This is a genomic window from Pseudomonas sp. URMO17WK12:I6 (genome assembly GCF_003253625.1).
Taxonomy (GTDB): domain Bacteria; phylum Pseudomonadota; class Gammaproteobacteria; order Pseudomonadales; family Pseudomonadaceae; genus Aquipseudomonas.
This window is the reverse complement of the sequence record NZ_QKYZ01000018.1, coordinates 1-17,169: the sequence shown is the minus strand read 5'-3', so window position 1 is coordinate 17,169 and position 17,169 is coordinate 1. Positions and strand designations below refer to the sequence as shown.

Genomic DNA, 17,169 nt, shown 5'->3' with positions numbered 1-17,169 from the left:
GACTCAATGGATTGAGGTAACAGCGCCATGACTGCATCGATACACATCTGCAAGGCAACGTCTGCCGACGCCGGCATCATCAGCCGAATCGTCGAGCGCTCCATTCGCGTCGGCTGCGCGCTCGACCACCGTAACGACCCGCGAACCGTCGCCACCTGGACCCACAACAAAACCATCGAACACGTGCAGCCCTGGCTGAACGACCCGCGGTTGTACCTGAACATCGACCTGTTGCAAGACAAACCGGTCGGCGTCGCCATGGCAGCGATCAGCGGCAAGGTTGCGTTTTGTTACGTGCAACCGGAATGGTTTCGACGCGGCGCCGGACAAGCGTTGGTGCATGATCTGGAGACGTGGTTGATTGCTCAGGGTTTGCCCCTGGCACGTCTCAACAGCACGCGCACCGGCGAAGCGTTTTACCACCGCCTGGGTTACCGGGCTTGCGCTGAAGCTTTCACGGTGGCGGGGCTCCACGCCATTCCCATGCACAAGGCGCTGCCACCACCTTCATAGAAAGCTGATCGAGGGTCTAAATCCTCGAGCCCTTGATGCGTTTCCAGAACAGGAAAACCTGCAAGTGCGCCCCGTGAACGGAATGCGCACCTGCCCGGTGTGCAGTTTTGGTCACTATCAACAGGGGTCGAGAGATGTCAGTCGCTACCAGCCTTATCGAAGATCAGCCGGCCCGGATTGCCCCGACGCCTGCCGAGACGCTTTATCAGTTCAACGAATCGCCGCTGCTGGCCCGTCAGAGCCAACAGGAATCGAACGCCCGCAGCTACCCGCGACGCATACCCCTGGCACTCAAGCGTGCCAAGGGCATTTATGTCGAAGACGTCGAAGGCCGTTGTTTCATCGATTGCCTGGCCGGTGCCGGAACCCTGGCCCTGGGGCACAACCATCCGGTGGTGATCGAAGCGATCCAGCAAGTGCTGAGCGATGAACTGCCGCTGCACACCCTCGACCTGACCACGCCGGTCAAGGACCGGTTTGTCCAGGACCTGTTCGGCCTGCTGCCGCCGGCATTGGCCGCTGAAGCGAAGATTCAGTTCTGTGGCCCCACCGGCACCGATGCCGTGGAAGCCGCGCTGAAGCTGGTGCGTACCGCCACCGGGCGCAGTACCGTCTTGTCGTTCCAGGGCGGTTACCACGGCATGAGTCAGGGTGCACTGAGCCTGATGGGCAGTCTGGGACCGAAAAAGCCGTTGGGTGCCTTGCTCGGCAATGGCGTGCAGTTCATGCCGTATCCCTACGATTACCGTTGCCCGTTCGGTCTCGGTGGTGTGCAGGGAGTGCAGGTCAACCTGAATTACCTGGAGAACCTGCTGAACGATCCAGAGGCTGGCGTGCAACTGCCGGCTGCGGTGATCGTCGAAGTGGTGCAGGGCGAGGGCGGGGTGATTCCGGCCGATCTCGACTGGCTGCGCGGTTTGCGGCGCATCACCGAGCAGGCCGGCGTGGCGCTGATCGTCGATGAGATTCAGAGCGGCTTTGCCCGCACCGGCAAGATGTTCGCCTTCGAGCACGCCGGAATCATTCCGGACGTGGTGGTGATGTCCAAGGCCATCGGCGGCAGCCTGCCGCTGGCGGTGGTGGTCTATCGCGAATGGCTCGACACCTGGCTGCCGGGCGCCCATGCCGGAACCTTCCGCGGTAATCAGATGGCCATGGCCGCAGGCTCTGCGGTGATGCGCTACCTGACCGAGCACAAGGTTTGCGAGCACGCCGCCACCATGGGCGAGCGCTTGAGCGAACACCTGCACATCCTGCAGCGGGACTTCCCGCAGCTGGGCGACATTCGCGGACGTGGCTTGATGCTGGGTGTCGAATTGGTCGACCCGGCTGGTGCGCCGGACGCTCAAGGCCATCCACCGGTATTCGGTCGTCTGGCGTCGTTGGTGCAGCGCGAATGTCTCAAGCGTGGGTTAATCCTCGAGCTGGGCGGGCGTCATGGCGGTGTCGTGCGTTTCCTGCCGCCGTTGGTGATCACCGCTGCCGAAATCGATCGGGTGGCCGACATTTTCGGCAGGGCCATGGCCGCAGCCGTCGCCAGCCTCTAAATTTTTCAGCGCCTTTAACGTTCCTTCTACATAACGGCTGCGCGCGGTGTGCAGCCCACCCTATAGCGATGGAGAGACAGCATGACGTCAGTATTCGACCGCGAGGACATCCTCTTTCAGGTCGTGGTCAACCACGAAGAGCAATACTCGATCTGGCCCGACTACAAAGCCGTGCCACAAGGCTGGCGCACCGTGGGCAAGAGCGGCCTGAAAAAGGAATGCCTGGCCTACATCGAAGAGGTCTGGACTGACATGCGTCCACTGAGCCTGCGCCAGAAAATGGAAGAGCAGGCGGCCGTGGCTCACTGAGTCGCCGCGCAAAAAGAAACCCGCTGAACCGGTGACGGTCAGCGGGTTTTTCACGTTTGAAATCTCTGTTGTCTGCGCGGCTGCCATCGCGGGTTTAACTGACGTTATGCCCCGCTCAACCCCTTGATCACTTGATCCACATTCCCTTCCAGCTCGGCCACCGGATCTGCCGCATCGACACTCAACACCACCAACCGACTGCCTGCCTGCGAGATCGCCGCTTTCACCGCCTCCGACGGCTGTCGATGATGCAACACCACCGCCACGTCATGGTCCTTGAGCGTCGCACTCAACTGCTTGAGCGCTTCAGGCGTCCACTCGGCATCCGGCCGTGCATCGAGGCCGATCAGCTCCAGGTTGAGGCCGCCGATCAGGTAGCCGAAATGATCGCTCAGGCTCATCACGCTCAGGTTATCGGCACTGGCCAGCCGCGCTTCGCTGTCGGCACTGAGCTTGAGCAAGCGCTGCTTGAGCGCTGCCAGATTGGCCTCGATGGTCGGTTTGGCCGCCGGCGCCAGGCGCACCAGGTCCGCCGCCATCACGTCTGCCATGCGCCCCATGTTGTTGCTGGAAAGCCACGGCTGGCTGTTCAACCCGTCGACCTTGCTGCCGGGCTGCACGGCGATGCCGGGAAGGGCGCCATCCACCGGGCGGGCGGCGTCGACTTCGACGATACGAATATTGCTGCGCCGGGATATCGGGTACAGCGGATCATCCGCCCACAGGGAACGCAGACCAATCACGGCATCGGCGTCGGTCGCCAGCTTGGCCAGCGCCGGAGCGCCACGACCGGTGAAATAGGCGGTCTGTCGGCTGCCGGGCAGATTCTCTGGAGCGGCCCGTTCCAGTTTGATTTCGGTGCCTTTGAGCAACACTTCGCCCAGACCATAGGTGATCGGCAAGGACGCCAGCACGTGCAGCGGTTTGGCGCTGTCCGCCGCAAAGCCAGTATTGGCCAGACCGCACAGGGGCAATGTGAAGGTCAATGCCAGGGTCAGTTGACGCAGAGAAAAACACATTTATCCGAGGTTCCCTTTCAGGCTGGGGAGGATGCCGCGAGCGATCGCGGCCAGGGCGAAGGCGATACCGGCCACCAGAATGATCGCGGCACCGGACGGGATGGGCAGGTCAAAGACAATCGGCGCGAGAATTCCGCACAAGGTGCTCACCGTGGCAATCAGCACCGAACACCAGAAAAAACCCTTCAACGACTGGCTGAGCAACCGCGCGGCCGCCGCTGGAATCACCAGCAGGGCGCCGACCAGAATCGCGCCGATGACTTTCACCGCTGCCACCGTGATCAGCGTCACCAGGATCACGAACAGGTAGTCCAGGGTTTTCACCGCCACACCGCGTACCGCCGCCAGTTGCGGGTTGAAACTGGCAAGCATGATGCGGTTGTACAGCGGTAGGGCCAGTGCCATGACCAGCGAGCCGACGATGGCCAACACCAGCAGGTCGTTGCCGTTGACCGTCAGTACCGAGCCGAACAGCACGTTTTCCAGTATGTGCACATTGATCTTGCCCGCCAGGATCAACAGCAGGCTTGCGCCCAGTGCCAACGACACCGACAGAAACACGCCGATCAATGTATCCGGCGCCAGACCTGTGCGGTTGCGCAGGTAGTTCAGCAAAATCCCGAACAGCAGGCAGTAACCGAACAGGCTGCCATAAGGCCCGGTGTAAGGTTCACCGAGCAGAATGCCGATGGCCACGCCAGTCAACGCCGCGTGACCCACCGCTTCGGAAAAAAACGCGAAGCGCTTGACCACCACCAGCGTGCCCAAACCGCCCAGCACCGGGCCGATCAGCAATCCAGCGAGCAGGGCGTTGACCACAAATCCATAGGCCAGCGCTTCCGGCAGGTAACCCGACGAGGCCCAACCCTGGACCATCAAACGAAAGGCTTCATAACTCATCAGGCAGCGCTCCGGGGATGGGTCGAGAACAGGGTCAGCAGTCGCTCCGGGGTCAGCGCCTGTTTCGGCGTGGCATCGAACAACACCCGGCGATTGAGCCCGGTGACCCGGTCCGCCAGACGCCCGACCGCTTCCAGATCATGCTCGATCCACAGCACGGTGATGCCGCTCTGGCGCCAATCGCCCAGCAGCCGTTCGAACACTTGGATACCGGCCTCATCGAGCGCCGACATCGGTTCATCGAGCACCAGCAACTGTGGCGTCGGAATCAGCCCTTGGGCCAGCAAAACCCGCTGGCGCTCGCCGCCGGACAGCGCGCCCATGCGCCGTTTGCGTTTGTCCTGCATGCCGACCCGTTCCAGCGCCTCGCCAATGGCCGTTGCGTAATGCTTGCTCAAACCGAGGAACGCCGGACGTCGCTGACACATGGCCGCCATGAAGTCGTCGACGGTCATCGGCAAACCGCGATCAAACTCCAGCGCTTGCGGCACGTAGCCGATAGTCCCCGGTTCGTCGGGCCATTGCAGGCTCAAGCGACCCCGATGCTGCATCTGCCCGAGCAGAGTCTTGATCAGCGAACTCTTGCCGCCACCGTTGGGGCCGACCAGGGCATGCACGCTGCCGGGCCGGACCTGAAAAGTTACGTTGTCGAGGATGGTCGTGCGCCCCAGCGTCAGGCTGACTTCGGCGAAGTCGAGGGTCGGGCCGGCGCTTTGTACGGTCAGGGTTTCTTGAGCGGTCATGCGCCAGACTCCTGAATCGCCCGAACCACGGTGTTGAGGTTGCCGGTCATTTCCTTTTCGTACTTGTCGGCGGTGTATTCGCCATAGGAAATGTGCGACAGCGGATACAGCTTCACCCCGGACTCACGCTGGATGGTCTCGACGTAGGTGGAGGGGAAATCCATCTCCGAGAAGATCACTTTCACGTCCAGCTCCCGCAGTTGATCGATGGTCTTTTTCAGTTGGCTGGGGCTGGGTTCGATGCCGTGGGCCGGCTCGACCACGGCAGTGACTTCCAGGCCGAACTCGCGCAGCAGATAGTCGTAGGCGGCATGGACCGTGGCCACGCGCAGCTCGGCGTTCGGCGCCTGGGTCAGTTTGGCCAGGGCATCGGCGCGCATCTGCCGCAGGCGCTTACCGTAGGCGCGGGCATTCTGGGTGTAGGTTTTAGCGTTGGCCGGGTCGAGCTTGCCCAACTCGCGGGCAATGTTGTTGACCTGGGCAATCGAAGCGCTGATCGACAAGAACGTGTGCGGGTTGACCACTTTACCGGCACCGCGAGCGGCGACACCGGTGGCGGCCAGCAGCGGCACGTTTTCGTTGGCTTCGATCACTTTGATATTCGGGGTTTCGCTGGCGGCGATCATGCGGTCGGCGAAGTCGTCATGGCCCACACCGTTGAGCACGATCACGTCGAGCCCGCTGATGCGTTTGATGTCCTCGGCGCGGGGCTCATAGGCGTGCGGGTTGAAACCGGCCGGAATCAACGGCACCACTTCGGCCTTGTCGCCGACGATATTGGCCACGTAGCTGTAATAAGGGTGCAGGGTGATGCCGATTCGCAGGCGCTTGGCTTCGTCGGCACTGGCCAGAGGCGTCAGCAAACAGGCAAGCAGGCCGACCAGCAGCAGGCGCAAAAAACGACGTTGAGATGAACTAGGCATGGGAAAGCGGTCTTCTCTCGGGTGAGGGCGAGGGTTCAGTGCCGATGCTGGCGGGTGACCCCGGCATCGAATTGCGCGACGATCTGCTGCCAGCCAGCGCTTTCCAGCGCGGCGTCAGTCAGATCAGCCGGGGGCGCGAGGGCTTTGGAGCGGTTGAGCCAGACGTCTGGCGCATCGTCGTCAGCAGTCAAACGCATCAGGAATGAGCCGGCCACGGTGGGTGCCTGGCTCTGGCCGAAATACGCCTTGGCGTCCAGCAGTTGCCAGGCATGACCGCCTCGGCTGACAGAACTGGCGTCTTGGGCAAACGGCGCGAAACCTTCATCGGCGAGGGTGGCGGGTGTGGGCAGTGCTTGTTGTTCCTCGCGCAACAGGTGGATTTCATCCAGCGTGACCCGCAGGTCTGCGTAAATACCTTGCTCGGATGCGCTCAGGTCGCGGCGGGCATCCAGTTGATGGCTGCCGACGCTGCTCACTTCCCGGGACTCGCCGCGCCAGGCGACTACCGAGCCGGCCACCGCCAGGATCATCAGGCACAACAGCAACACATAGAGGGTTTCATGGCCGGCTCCGGCCGGGCGCACCACTTGGGTGGTTGGCGTGCTCATGCTCAGGGCGCCTCGATGTCGGCTTGGTCGATCTCGACCACGTGGCCGGGACCGGCGTCGAACAGCACGTAGAATTCAGCGCCGGGCTTCTTGAACGTCAGGGTCGAATCGGTGCCGAGCTTGCCTGGCACCAGAATGGTTTCATCGTAGCCGATCACATCCAGAGTCACGCCCGGCGCGCCGCTGCCGTCGGAGAAACCACCGGTGCAACGGATCTGTTCGGCGTCGATGGCCTTGCACTCGCACATCGGGTTGTGGGCCAGGGCGCTGGTGCTGAAGACGGTGCAGAGCACCAGTAAAACGGGGCGAAAAACGCTGGTCATGGTTTGCCTCCTTGTCTGTTCAGCCATGCGACGGTGGCCGGGGACGCCTGGCTCAGGGGGATGGAGGCTTGATGCATGGCGCCGTCCCAGCCTTCCATGGTGATCCACAGCTCAGCATCGTTTTTGGTCTTTTCGGGTACCGGCAGCGCGGCGCCCATGTGGTAGGGCGTGCCGAAGAAAATCACCCCGGCGGCGCGCAGGCTGCGCGGTTTGCCAATGCGCAGGTAAGTCGCCTTGACCTGATCGCGACAACTGTCGCAGAGCGCAGCATTGAAGGACTTCAAGTAGCCGGCCGGGCCATCGGATACCGGGGCTGCGTTGCGCAATTCAGCCAGGCGCAGGCTCCAGGGGCCGACCTGAATTTCACCGACTTCACGCTCACCCAGGCCGGTGTCTCCGCGAAACAGCGCTGCGTCGGCGAAGTATTTGGGCATGAACCCCAGCGGCACCAGCAACAGCAGCACATTGATGTGGAAGCGCCATGTGTGCCAGAAGCGGCTTAGCGGCGAGCGCGGTTTTTCTGCTGCGACCTGGCTCATCGGCTGCCCTCCGGGGCTTCGCGGCACATGGCCGGGGCCGGCTGGCCGGTCAGCGCAGCCCGTGGATGCTTGTTGTTGCGCTTGAGGGCATTGGCCGTGGCCAGAGCGGTGCGTTTGGTCCAGATCAACAGGCCGCTGAGGACCATCATGCTCAGGATCAGGCCGAAGAAGAACCAGATCAGCTTGATCCAGATACCGCCGAAGTCGCCGGTGTGCAGCGGACGCATGGATTCGGTCACCAGCTCCAGACCCGAACGATCCGACAGCAGGCGCGTGGTGGAAATGTCACCGGTGTAAGGGTTGACCTCGGCGCTCTGGTAGATCAACGGGTACCAACTGCGCCCGCTCACCAAAAGATGGCTATAGGCATTGGCGGGGAGGCTGACAGAGCTGTCTTCCAGGCCAGGAATGCGTTCCTTGGCCTCGCGGATCGCGCTTTCCAGGCTGATCATCGGCGCCGGTGCGCCATCGACGGTGAGCGGCACGCTCTCACGCGGGACGACGGGGGCGACCGGCGCGGTGGAAATCGAAATATGGTTATCGGACAGGATCGCTTCAATCATGAACCAGGTGCTGGTGACGGAAATCACCGCAATGAACCAGATCGACCAGATGCCGCTGAGCCGGTGAAAGTCGCCCCAGAAAATCCGCGCGCCATGACGAATGCGCAGGGTCGGTCGCAAGAAGCCTTTCCAGAACCGTTTGTAGACCACGAGCCCCGTCACCAGTGAAGCCAGCATCGGCAAGCCGAGGAACGACACCAGATACCAGCCCCAGCTGTAGCCGTTGGTGAATGGCACCAGCCACCAGCCATGCAGCGCGCGAGTGAAGGCCTGGAAGTTGAAGGGTGGAGCGGTGCCCTGAATCGCCCCGCTGTAGGGGTTCACATAGACCGTCACCGAGCGTCCGTCCGGGTAGCTGACCTTCACATCCAGGGCAAAATGCGACTCGTCGGGACGGTTGATACTTTCGACCAGCGTTTGGGGGTCGGCCTTTTTGATGGCGGCGATGATCTGGTCATAGCTGAGCAGCGGCGCGTCGTCCGAAGGCGGGCTGGCGCGCATTTGCGGGTTGGCCAGCCAGACGATTTCCTGACTGACCACCGCCAATGTGCCGGTCACACAGACGATCAATACAAAGAACCAGATGGGCAGGGCCAGCCAGCTATGGACCAGAAACCAGAGTTTTGAGCGGGATTTCTTCGACATGATTAAAGGTCTTGTTTCGATGAGAGGACTTCTGCTGCGGGCTTCCCAGCGTTGAGGTCCATGAAAGGCCCGGTCGTGGCTTTTGCCTACGCGACCGGCTGCATCTAAATAAGACGTATGAGCATCGGAAATCCCGAAAGGGGATATGAAAGTAAATGTTTCGTGTTTCTGCGCTGTGTGGGAACAGCCAATATTGATGTTGAATGTGATGCCCCCATCGCGAGCCTGCTCGCGATGGGGGCTGATCACATACCGAAGCTATCAACCCTGCTTGAACATCTCCTTCGCCCGCTGTTCGATCTGTTCCTGCGTCAGATCCTCCTTGCGCGTGGCCAGAAACCACACATGCCCATAGGGATCCTTCAAGGTCCCCGTGCGGTCGCCATAAAACTGATCCTTGACCTCGGACACCGCCGTGGCACCGGCATCGATGGCCTGTTTATAGGACTTGTCCACATCGTTCACATACAAATGCAGGCCCACGGACGGCGATTTGTCCGGGTTGCTCAAAGGCCCCTGGTCACAGGGTGTGCCCAGCATGATCGGGCTATCGCCGATACGCAGTTCGGCGTGCCCGATGCCGCCGTCGGGCATGGCCAGGCGCATGACTTCGGTGGCGCCAAAGGCTTTCTTGTAGAAGTCGATGGCTTCGGCAGCTTTCTGAATGCCCAGATAAGGGGTGATGCTGTGATAACCCTCTGGAATAGGTTTGACGCTCATGACGGTTCTCCCTTTATTGTTGTGGAGTTAAGGTGTTCCTTCGCCGTTTTCCGGTCGGATAACTATAGGTCAACCCCTTCGCCACAACTGAGTGCCCGACGAGTAGCCGCAGTCACGACAACGCGCCGCACTGCAATTTTGGTGCATCAGCGGTAAGAACCTGGATCGACAGGTTCTCTGTGGCGCGACGCTTGTTCACTGCCAGTTCACCAATTCCCGATACCCACTATCGAGAGCATTGATTTCTGCCCGTCGGGGCGCGTCGGTAGCCTGTGTTCATTGCCCCGAACCCAGCTATCCGGACTTTCGAAATGAAAACTCTACTCACCACTTTTCTGTTGCTCGCCGTTTCCGTCCTCGCCGGATGTGCCAGTCATGTTTCACCGGAACTACGCCCCTACACCGCTGAAGAAACCCGGGAACTGGCGCTGGAAGCCTTGAACCGTCGGGGCTTGTCCTTCGAGGAGTACCACGCGAAGAAAGCCGAATTGCTCGGCCAGCCGACCAAATCGATCAGTTTTGACAAGCAAGGCGAGATGAACGCCGAGCGCACAGTACAGATGCACGGTCGCCAAAGCTGAGCGACAACTGTACTGCTCTAACTTTCACGCAACTGTCCATGGGTTTCCCTCAAGGCGTGCGATAGGGTCAACACCTGACTGACTCTGATGGACTGCCCCCCATGCTCTCGCTCGACCTGCTGCTGGGCTTTGCCCTGTTCGCCCTTGTCACCTCGATCACCCCCGGCCCGAACAACACCATGTTGCTGGCATCGGGCGTGAATTTCGGCTTTAGCCGCACCATCCCTCACATGCTGGGCATTACCTGCGGCTTCTTCGTGTTGGTGGTGGCCGTTGGTTTCGGCCTGGGCACCGTGTTTCAAACCTATCCACTGCTTTACACCGTGCTGCGTTATGTCGGCGCGGCGTATTTGCTGTACCTGGCCTGGAAGATTGCGCATTCCGGGCCGGTCGCCGAGGGTGAGCAGGGCGAGGGCAAGCCGATCAATTATTTGGGCGCGGCGGCGTTTCAATGGGTCAACCCCAAGGCCTGGATCATGGCCATCGGTGCCATCAGCACCTACACGCCGATGCAGGGCTATTTCACCAATGTGATTGTGATTGCCGCGGTCTTCGCTCTGATCAACCTGCCGAGCGTCGGTGTGTGGGCCGGTTGTGGCACGCTGTTGCGCAATGTGCTGCGCGATCGCCGCTGGCTACGCCTGTTCAACTGGGGCATGGCCTTGTTGCTGGTGGCTTCCATGTATCCGTTGTTGCTTGAAAGTTTTAGCTGACGCATTGCTTCAACCGGTTGCCCGATGCCTGTTAAGCTCGACTTCAGGAGCGTTCCTACGCACTTTTAAATGAAGTTGTTCTTCTTTAATGGCCTCCGATCGGGTATTGCTATCGTTCTGCAAATTCGGCGCCGCTCATAAGGCGGCGCTTTGATATTTCCAGTGACGAGCTTCCTGATCCCGGAACACGCTCTGCGAGTCTTCTATGAATAAACGTCCGTTGTATTTCGACTACGCCGCCACCACGCCGGTGGATGAGCGGGTCATCAAGGTGATGGTCGAGTGTCTGGGTTTCACGGGTAACTTCGGCAATCCAGCGTCCAGCTCCCACGCCTTCGGTCAACAGGCCCGGCAATCGGTCGAGCACGCACGGCGCCAGGTCGCCGAACTGGTGGGCGCCCAGGCCGAGCAGATCGTCTGGACCTCCGGAGCCACCGAATCCAACAACCTGGCACTCAAGGGCGTTACCCAGGCCCGCGGTGTGTCCGGCGGCCATATCATCACCAGCCAGATTGAACACAAGGCAATTCTCGACACCGCCAAACAATTGCAGGATGCCGGCGTAGCCGTGACGTATCTGGTGCCCGATGCCGAAGGCCTGATAACTCCGCAAGCAGTCAGCGAGGCGATGCGCGAAGACACCTTTTTGGTGTCGCTGATGCTGGTCAATAACGAACTGGGCACCGTCAACGACATCCCGGCCATCGGCCAGGTGGTGCGTGATCGCGATGCGTTGTTCCACGTTGACGCGGCTCAGGGCGCGGGCAAAGTAGCGATCGACCTGGCCCGGTGGCCGGTGGATCTGATGTCGTTCTCGGCGCATAAGGTCTACGGCCCCAAAGGCATCGGTGCGCTGTACGTCGGGCCTCGTGCGCAACAGCGCCTGCAGGCGCAGATCCACGGTGGCGGCCATGAGGGCGGGTTGCGTTCCGGTACTCTGGCGACGCACCAGATCGCAGCCATGGGCGCCGCTTTCGCACTGGCGGCCGCTTTGTTCGATGAAGAAAAAGCCACCATCGTGCGCCTGCGTGAACGCTTGCTCGATCAGCTGCTGAGCATTTCCGGTATTCGCGTCAATGGCAGTCCGACCCAACGCATTCCCCATACCCTGAGCCTGACCTTCAACGAAGGTGAGTTCAACTCCGCGGCGTTGAGCACTTCGATCGCGTTTTCCGCGACGTCGGCCTGCAACTCCGCCAGTAATGCGCCATCTCATGTGCTGCTGGCGCTGGGGCATGACGCGCGCTCGGCCAGTCGCACCATTCGCCTGAGCCTGGGGCGTTTCACCACCGAGCAAGATATCGACCAGGCTGCGCACCTGATCAAAACGGCCACCGCCAGTGCTCCGGCATTCTGGGCGACAGGTCCTTAAGCGCCGACTCTGATCGGCACCCAACAATAATGATGAAGTGGTTAGCAGGAGACACGATGAGTACGCAGCCTTCGATCAATGGATTGGTACCCCGGCGCCTGGCGCAAACCCGCGAGCTGATGAGCCGGGAGGGCATTCATGCTCTGTTGGTGCCGTCGGCCGACCCGCACCTGTCGGAATACCTGCCGGGCTATTGGCAGGGGCGGCAGTGGCTGTCGGGTTTCCATGGCTCGGTCGGCACGCTGATCGTCACACCGGATTTCGCCGGCGTCTGGGCCGACAGCCGCTATTGGGAACAAGCGAGCAAGGAACTCAAGGGCAGCGGTATCGAGCTGGTCAAGCTGCAACCGGGTCAACCCGGCCCGCTTGATTGGCTGGCCGAGCAAACGCCTGAAGGCGGTGTCGTTGCAGTCGATGGCGCGGTGATGGCCGTGGCGTCGGCGCGTACCCTGAGCAGCAAACTCCAAGAACGCGGCGCACGTCTGCGCACTGACATCGATTTGCTGAGCGAAGTCTGGAGTGATCGCCCGAGCTTGCCGAACGAGCCGATTTATCAGCACTTACCGCCTCAGGCGACCGTCAGCCGTGGCGAAAAACTCGCCCAGCTGCGTGACGTGTTGAAAGAGCGCGGTGCCGACTGGCATTTCATCGCCACCCTCGATGACATCGCCTGGCTGTTCAACTTGCGCGGCGGCGATGTGTCGTTCAACCCGGTGTTTGTGTCCTTCGCGCTCATTAGCCAGCAACAGGCCACCTTGTTCGTCGCCCTGAGTAAAGTCAGCGCCGAGCTGCGTGCCATCCTTGAACAGGACGGCGTGACCCTGCGCGATTACAGCGAAGTGGTCGCCGCCTTGCGCGCCATACCAAGCGGCGCGAGCCTGCAAGTCGATCCGGCGCGGGTCACGGCAGGTCTGCTGGATAACTTGAACAGTGATGTGAAACTGGTCGAAGGCTTGAACCCGACCACCCTGGCCAAGTCACAAAAAAGCCTGGCCGATGCCGAGCACATCCGTCGGGCCATGGAGCAGGATGGCGCGGCGCTGTGCGAATTCTTCGCCTGGCTGGAGGCGGCATGGGGGCGTGAGCGCATCACCGAACTGACCATCGACGAACACCTGACCGCGGCCCGCACCCGGCGTCCGGATTATGTGTCACTGAGCTTCAACACCATTGCTGCGTTTAACGCCAACGGTGCGATGCCGCATTACCACGCCACCGAAGAAGAGCACGCGGTCATCGAGGGTGACGGCCTGTTGCTGATCGACTCCGGCGGCCAATACTTGGGCGGCACTACCGACATTACGCGGATGGTGCCGGTGGGGACGCCGACTGACGAGCAGAAGCGCGATTGCACCCGCGTACTCAAAGGCGTGATTGCACTCTCCCGCGCGCAGTTCCCGCGGGGCATTCTGTCGCCGTTGCTGGACGCCATTGCCCGCGCACCGATCTGGGCCGAAAGTGTCGACTACGGTCATGGCACCGGTCACGGCGTCGGCTACTTCCTCAACGTTCACGAAGGCCCGCAAGTGATCGCCTATCAGGCGGCAGCCGCGCCGCAAACTGCAATGCAGCCAGGGATGATCACTTCCATCGAACCGGGCACCTACCGTCCGGGCCGCTGGGGCGTGCGGATCGAGAACCTGGTGTTGAACCGCGAGGCGGGCAAGAGCGAGTTCGGTGAATTCCTGAAGTTCGAAACCCTGACCCTGTGCCCGATCGACACCCGTTGCCTGGAACCGTCGCTGCTGACCGAAGACGAAAAGCAGTGGTTCAACGGCTACCATGCCGAAGTGCGCGAGCGCCTGAGCCCGTTGCTCGATGGCGCGGCCCTTGAGTGGTTGAACACCCGGACCGCGGCTATTTGATCGGCTTGAGTTCAGGCGCTGGAAACAGCGCCTGGCTCATGCCTGGCTATTGTGCCCGCAGGGCTTCAAGGACGAAGTCCAGCCGATCCTGGCCAAAGAACAGCTGATTCCCGACAAACATGCTCGGTGCGCCGAATACACCGCGTTGTACTGCTTCCTCGGTGTTTTTCTTGAGGGCGGCTTTGACGTTCTCATCTGCGGCTAGCGACAGCACCTCGTTCGGGTCGAAACCGTTTTGCGTCAGCACGGCGGCAACGGTCGCGGGATCATCGAGGCTGCACCCTTCCACCCACAGGGCGTGAAACAGGCAATCGATAAACGCCTGAAAGCGTTCGGGATGACGTAATTGCATACCCGTGACCGCGCGCATCAACATCAGGGTATTGATGGGAAAGTGCGGGTTGAACTTCAGTGGTACACCGTAACGCTTGGCATAGCGGTCCAGGTCCTGAAACATGTAGCGACCCTTGGCCGGAATGGTCACCGGGGAGGCGTTGCCGGTGGCTTTGAAGACGCCGCCCAGCAGCATCGGTTTGTAGATCAGCTGACTATCGGTCTGCGCGCAGATTTTCGGCAGTTGGGTGTAGGCCAGGTAGGTGGCGGGGCTGCCGAGGTCGAAAAAGAACTCCACGGTTTTACTCATGTCGATGTGCTCTTCTTTTTGTCGTAGGGGAAGGCTTACCAGCGTTCGCTCCAGGGGCGCAGATCCAGCTCGAACGTCCAGGCGTCCCGTGGCTGGCTGTGTAAGTACCAATAGTTTTCGGCGATGTGCTCGGGATTGAGGATGCCGTCCTGATCCTTGGTCGCGTATTTTTCCGGAAATCTGTCGCGGATAAAGTCGGTGTCGATGGCACCATCGACCACCACATGGGCGACGTGGATGTTCATCGGCCCCAGTTCGCGGGCCATGCTTTGGGCCAGGGCGCGAATCCCGTGCTTGGCGCCGGCGAAGGCAGCAAAACCTGCGGCACCGCGCAAACCGGCGGTGGCCCCGGTGAACAGGATCGTGCCCCGTTGGCGGGTGACCATGCGTTTGGCCACTTCGCGAGCATTGAGAAACCCTGAGAAACAGGCCATTTCCCAGATCTTGAAATACTTGCGGGCGGTTTCTTCGAGAATACTGCAGGGCACATTGGCGCCGATATTGAAGACGAACGCTTCGATGGGGCCGATCGCGGTTTCGATCTGCTCGACGAGCGCAATCACGTCCTCTTCTTTGCGCGCATCGCAGGCAAAACCATGAGCCTCGCCGCCGCTGATCGTGATGGCATCTACCAGTGGCTGAAGTTTGTCAGCGCTGCGACGTGTGACGCAGGCGACGTAGCCTTCCCGGGCAAAACGCTTGGCGATGGCGCCGCCGGTGGCATCGCCTGCGCCGACGACCAATACGATTTTCTTGCTATTGATAGCGGTGGTCATGGATGTCGCCCTTTGCTGAACGGTCAGTGACTGACGAACGTTAGCAGCATCCCGGGCGAGGCGCCTATCGGGCTACGCAAGCCCAATAGGGTTGGAGGATTACTTGCAGATGACGATCATGCTGCGGCTGGTATAGCCGGCCGGGTTAAGGCCAAACGGATAATCTCCGGGCTCTTCGACCGCATCCCCAGACTTGGCAATCACCTTGTAACCCTTGGGCGCGCACGAGTTGGCAGCGCTGGTGTAGCACTGGTCCCAGGAGGACGACAGCCCGGAACAGTTGATATGCAGCCCTTTCTTGCCGTGTTTGATCTGGGTTTTCGAGGTCGCCGCGCAGCCCGCAACTGCAAGCACGGCGATCAGTATCAAAATTCGTTTCATTGCTGTCCTTATTGAGGCCCCGGATCTTTGTGCCCGGGTCTGCCTGCATTCGCTTTTGCTTGAAGCGTTCTGATATCCCTATCTGAAAAAATCCATGTCTGACACTGAGTTACGTGGCCTAAACATGGCCTAAATGAGCGGTAAATACTAGACCCTCGTCAAATCTCGTATCAATCCGCCGCTACTGCGGGCTTGGCGGTGCTCCCCATGGTCATGGTTGCGCCGACGGACGCCAGAATGATGCACAGGATTGCCATCCACTGAGACAGGGAAAGGTATTCATGGAGGAACAACAGGCCGGACAGTGCACCGAACACGGGCTCGATACTCATCAATGTGCCGAAGGTCCGGGCCGGCAGCCGTGTGAGGGCGACCATCTCCAGGGTGTAGGGCAGGGCAGTGGACAGAATCGCGACCCCGATGGCCACGGGAATCAGCGAGGGTGTCAGCAGCGCAGCACCAGCATGGACGATACCGATGGGGGCTACGAACAGTGCAGCAATCATCACGCCCAATGCGGCGGTCTGCACGCCATTGTCGGCACCGGCCTTCTGGCCGAACAGAATGTACAACGCCCAGCAGACACCGGCGCCAAGGGCATAACCTGCGCCAACCAGATCAATACCTGCACTCGTGGCGCCAGTTGGAATCAACAGCAGTAAACCCACTGCTGCCAGAGCGATCCACAGAAAGTCGATCGCCCGACGTGAGGCATAAATAGCGACCGCTAATGGGCCGGTGAACTCCAGAGCTACCGCGATACCCAGAGGGACAGTGTTCAAGGACATATAGAAGAGGAAGTTCATGCCGCCCAGCGCCATCCCATAGACAATTACCGTGCGCAGGGATTTTGCGGTGAGCTTCGCTCGCCATGGGCGCAATAGCAGCAGCATGATCACGCTGGCGAAGATCAGCCGCAGGGTGGTGGTCCCTTGAGCGCCGATAACCGGGAACATGCTTTTGGCCAGGGAGGCTCCGGACTGGATCGATGCCATGGCTATCAAGAGCAGGCCTACCGAGAACAGGGTCGAGGCAAGGCTGCGGGGGTGGTCATTCATTGCGTGGCATCGTCCGAGGTGAGAAACGAGAGTAGTGTGTAATGTGTTGGGCAATATACTGCGCATTCGTTGCGGTTGCGTCTATATATAAGCAGGGATTTTGAACATCCTGATAGAAAAGCGTAATCAGGGGTTGACGGCAGACTCTGGACGTCTATAATTCGCCCCACTTCCGGCGCAGTCGAAACGGAAAACTCCTTGGTAAACAACGAGTTACGCAGTTTTCGACAGCGGTTACGCTTCAGTTCATCGAAGCCAGAAGGAGTTGGTAGGGCATGATGTTGTCGCCTTATTGACGGTTCGATCTTCTCGGTCGAAAGCGGAGAAAAAGAGGTGTTGACAGCAGCGACTAACGCTGTAGAATTCGCCTCCCGCTAACGAGAGATCGGAAGCGCAAGTGGTTGAAGTTGCAAAGGAAACTTTGAAAA

Annotated in this window: 20 protein-coding genes; 7 read left to right on the top strand and 13 right to left on the bottom strand. The window is 60.5% G+C overall.

Features of this window, described 5'->3' with window-relative positions:
* Positions 1–27: 27 nt before the first annotated feature.
* The 3 genes from F475_RS25175 (at position 28) to F475_RS25165 (ending at position 2,369) form a co-directional block, all read left to right on the top strand.
* Complete coding sequence (locus tag F475_RS25175) at positions 28–513, top strand: GNAT family N-acetyltransferase (protein WP_111454988.1); 486 nt, start codon at positions 28–30, stop codon at positions 511–513.
* Positions 514–647: 134 nt separating this feature from the next.
* Entirely contained in the window at positions 648–2,060 is a 1,413-nt protein-coding gene (locus F475_RS25170; RefSeq protein WP_111454986.1) for an aspartate aminotransferase family protein, read from the top strand.
* 81 nt (positions 2,061–2,141) lie between these two features.
* The gene (locus F475_RS25165; protein WP_007934245.1) at positions 2,142–2,369 is read left to right on the top strand and encodes an MbtH family protein; all 228 of its coding nucleotides are present in this window, start codon (positions 2,142–2,144) and stop codon (positions 2,367–2,369) included.
* 104 nt (positions 2,370–2,473) lie between these two features.
* Here the strand turns inward: F475_RS25165 and F475_RS25160 are convergent, their stop codons facing one another.
* From F475_RS25160 to F475_RS25120, 9 genes are all read right to left on the bottom strand, one after another.
* Complete coding sequence (locus F475_RS25160; RefSeq protein ID WP_111454984.1) at positions 2,474–3,388, bottom strand: metal ABC transporter solute-binding protein, Zn/Mn family; 915 nt, start codon at positions 3,386–3,388, stop codon at positions 2,474–2,476.
* The gene (locus F475_RS25155; protein ID WP_018929969.1) at positions 3,389–4,288 is read right to left on the bottom strand and encodes a metal ABC transporter permease; all 900 of its coding nucleotides are present in this window, start codon (positions 4,286–4,288) and stop codon (positions 3,389–3,391) included.
* A complete protein-coding gene (locus F475_RS25150) occupies positions 4,288–5,031 on the bottom strand; it encodes a metal ABC transporter ATP-binding protein (protein WP_111454983.1) in 744 nt (247 codons plus the stop codon). The genes F475_RS25155 and F475_RS25150 overlap by 1 nt, the downstream gene beginning before the upstream one ends.
* Positions 5,028–5,954, bottom strand: coding sequence for a metal ABC transporter substrate-binding protein (locus F475_RS25145; RefSeq protein WP_019582483.1), 927 nt, complete (start codon positions 5,952–5,954; stop codon positions 5,028–5,030). The genes F475_RS25150 and F475_RS25145 overlap by 4 nt, the downstream gene beginning before the upstream one ends.
* Before the next feature lie 35 nt (positions 5,955–5,989).
* The gene (locus F475_RS25140; protein WP_111454981.1) at positions 5,990–6,562 is read right to left on the bottom strand and encodes a DUF6162 family protein; all 573 of its coding nucleotides are present in this window, start codon (positions 6,560–6,562) and stop codon (positions 5,990–5,992) included.
* 2 nt (positions 6,563–6,564) lie between these two features.
* On the bottom strand, positions 6,565–6,885 hold the full coding sequence (locus tag F475_RS25135) for a hypothetical protein (protein ID WP_111454979.1): 321 nt from the start codon (positions 6,883–6,885) through the stop codon (positions 6,565–6,567).
* On the bottom strand, positions 6,882–7,424 hold the full coding sequence (locus F475_RS25130) for a hypothetical protein (RefSeq protein ID WP_018929964.1): 543 nt from the start codon (positions 7,422–7,424) through the stop codon (positions 6,882–6,884). Before F475_RS25130 ends, F475_RS25135 begins: the two co-directional genes overlap by 4 nt.
* A complete protein-coding gene (locus tag F475_RS25125) occupies positions 7,421–8,632 on the bottom strand; it encodes a PepSY domain-containing protein (protein ID WP_111454977.1) in 1,212 nt (403 codons plus the stop codon). The genes F475_RS25130 and F475_RS25125 overlap by 4 nt, the downstream gene beginning before the upstream one ends.
* A 261-nt stretch (positions 8,633–8,893) precedes the next feature.
* Positions 8,894–9,352, bottom strand: coding sequence for a VOC family protein (locus F475_RS25120; protein ID WP_111454976.1), 459 nt, complete (start codon positions 9,350–9,352; stop codon positions 8,894–8,896).
* Between the two features lie 311 nt (positions 9,353–9,663).
* On the opposite strand from F475_RS25120, the gene F475_RS25115 reads away from it, so the two are divergent.
* The 4 genes from F475_RS25115 to F475_RS25100 all read left to right on the top strand — a co-directional run bounded on the left by F475_RS25115 (position 9,664) and on the right by F475_RS25100 (position 13,883).
* On the top strand, positions 9,664–9,933 hold the full coding sequence (locus F475_RS25115; protein ID WP_018929961.1) for a hypothetical protein: 270 nt from the start codon (positions 9,664–9,666) through the stop codon (positions 9,931–9,933).
* 101 nt (positions 9,934–10,034) lie between these two features.
* The gene (locus F475_RS25110) at positions 10,035–10,646 is read left to right on the top strand and encodes a LysE family translocator (protein WP_111454974.1); all 612 of its coding nucleotides are present in this window, start codon (positions 10,035–10,037) and stop codon (positions 10,644–10,646) included.
* Positions 10,647–10,851: 205 nt separating this feature from the next.
* Positions 10,852–12,018 carry a cysteine desulfurase family protein gene (locus tag F475_RS25105; protein ID WP_111454973.1) on the top strand — a complete coding sequence of 389 codons (1,167 nt, stop codon included), beginning with the start codon at positions 10,852–10,854 and terminating at the stop codon, positions 12,016–12,018.
* Positions 12,019–12,074: 56 nt separating this feature from the next.
* The gene (locus tag F475_RS25100; protein WP_111454971.1) at positions 12,075–13,883 is read left to right on the top strand and encodes an aminopeptidase P family protein; all 1,809 of its coding nucleotides are present in this window, start codon (positions 12,075–12,077) and stop codon (positions 13,881–13,883) included.
* A gap of 46 nt (positions 13,884–13,929) precedes the next feature.
* Here F475_RS25100 and F475_RS25095 read toward each other — a convergent pair whose 3' ends face one another.
* The 4 genes from F475_RS25095 to rhtA all read right to left on the bottom strand — a co-directional run bounded on the left by F475_RS25095 (position 13,930) and on the right by rhtA (position 16,741).
* On the bottom strand, positions 13,930–14,526 hold the full coding sequence (locus F475_RS25095) for a 2-hydroxychromene-2-carboxylate isomerase (RefSeq protein WP_111454969.1): 597 nt from the start codon (positions 14,524–14,526) through the stop codon (positions 13,930–13,932).
* A 35-nt stretch (positions 14,527–14,561) separates the two neighbouring features.
* The gene (locus tag F475_RS25090; protein WP_018929956.1) at positions 14,562–15,302 is read right to left on the bottom strand and encodes an SDR family oxidoreductase; all 741 of its coding nucleotides are present in this window, start codon (positions 15,300–15,302) and stop codon (positions 14,562–14,564) included.
* Between the two features lie 99 nt (positions 15,303–15,401).
* The gene (locus F475_RS25085; RefSeq protein ID WP_018929955.1) at positions 15,402–15,683 is read right to left on the bottom strand and encodes a hypothetical protein; all 282 of its coding nucleotides are present in this window, start codon (positions 15,681–15,683) and stop codon (positions 15,402–15,404) included.
* 170 nt (positions 15,684–15,853) lie between these two features.
* Complete coding sequence (gene rhtA / locus F475_RS25080) at positions 15,854–16,741, bottom strand: threonine/homoserine exporter RhtA (RefSeq protein WP_111454968.1); 888 nt, start codon at positions 16,739–16,741, stop codon at positions 15,854–15,856.
* Positions 16,742–17,169: the final 428 nt, after the last annotated feature.

Excerpts from the sequence above, each read along its gene's own strand:
- F475_RS25150 (WP_111454983.1), bottom strand. The coding sequence starts at position 5,031 with ATGACCGCTCAAGAAACCCTGACCGTACAAAGCGCCGGCCCGACCCTC.
- F475_RS25085 (WP_018929955.1), bottom strand. The coding sequence starts at position 15,683 with ATGAAACGAATTTTGATACTGATCGCCGTGCTTGCAGTTGCGGGCTGC.
- F475_RS25105 (WP_111454973.1), top strand. The coding sequence starts at position 10,852 with ATGAATAAACGTCCGTTGTATTTCGACTACGCCGCCACCACGCCGGTG.
- F475_RS25110 (WP_111454974.1), top strand. The coding sequence starts at position 10,035 with ATGCTCTCGCTCGACCTGCTGCTGGGCTTTGCCCTGTTCGCCCTTGTC.
- F475_RS25155 (WP_018929969.1), bottom strand. The coding sequence starts at position 4,288 with ATGAGTTATGAAGCCTTTCGTTTGATGGTCCAGGGTTGGGCCTCGTCG.
- F475_RS25115 (WP_018929961.1), top strand. The coding sequence starts at position 9,664 with ATGAAAACTCTACTCACCACTTTTCTGTTGCTCGCCGTTTCCGTCCTC.
- rhtA (WP_111454968.1), bottom strand. The coding sequence starts at position 16,741 with ATGAATGACCACCCCCGCAGCCTTGCCTCGACCCTGTTCTCGGTAGGC.
- F475_RS25125 (WP_111454977.1), bottom strand. The coding sequence starts at position 8,632 with ATGTCGAAGAAATCCCGCTCAAAACTCTGGTTTCTGGTCCATAGCTGG.
- F475_RS25145 (WP_019582483.1), bottom strand. The coding sequence starts at position 5,954 with ATGCCTAGTTCATCTCAACGTCGTTTTTTGCGCCTGCTGCTGGTCGGC.
- F475_RS25140 (WP_111454981.1), bottom strand. The coding sequence starts at position 6,562 with ATGAGCACGCCAACCACCCAAGTGGTGCGCCCGGCCGGAGCCGGCCAT.
- F475_RS25095 (WP_111454969.1), bottom strand. The coding sequence starts at position 14,526 with ATGAGTAAAACCGTGGAGTTCTTTTTCGACCTCGGCAGCCCCGCCACC.
- F475_RS25100 (WP_111454971.1), top strand. The coding sequence starts at position 12,075 with ATGAGTACGCAGCCTTCGATCAATGGATTGGTACCCCGGCGCCTGGCG.
- F475_RS25175 (WP_111454988.1), top strand. The coding sequence starts at position 28 with ATGACTGCATCGATACACATCTGCAAGGCAACGTCTGCCGACGCCGGC.
- F475_RS25120 (WP_111454976.1), bottom strand. The coding sequence starts at position 9,352 with ATGAGCGTCAAACCTATTCCAGAGGGTTATCACAGCATCACCCCTTAT.
- F475_RS25170 (WP_111454986.1), top strand. The coding sequence starts at position 648 with ATGTCAGTCGCTACCAGCCTTATCGAAGATCAGCCGGCCCGGATTGCC.
- F475_RS25160 (WP_111454984.1), bottom strand. The coding sequence starts at position 3,388 with ATGTGTTTTTCTCTGCGTCAACTGACCCTGGCATTGACCTTCACATTG.
- F475_RS25135 (WP_111454979.1), bottom strand. The coding sequence starts at position 6,885 with ATGACCAGCGTTTTTCGCCCCGTTTTACTGGTGCTCTGCACCGTCTTC.
- F475_RS25090 (WP_018929956.1), bottom strand. The coding sequence starts at position 15,302 with ATGACCACCGCTATCAATAGCAAGAAAATCGTATTGGTCGTCGGCGCA.
- F475_RS25165 (WP_007934245.1), top strand. The coding sequence starts at position 2,142 with ATGACGTCAGTATTCGACCGCGAGGACATCCTCTTTCAGGTCGTGGTC.
- F475_RS25130 (WP_018929964.1), bottom strand. The coding sequence starts at position 7,424 with ATGAGCCAGGTCGCAGCAGAAAAACCGCGCTCGCCGCTAAGCCGCTTC.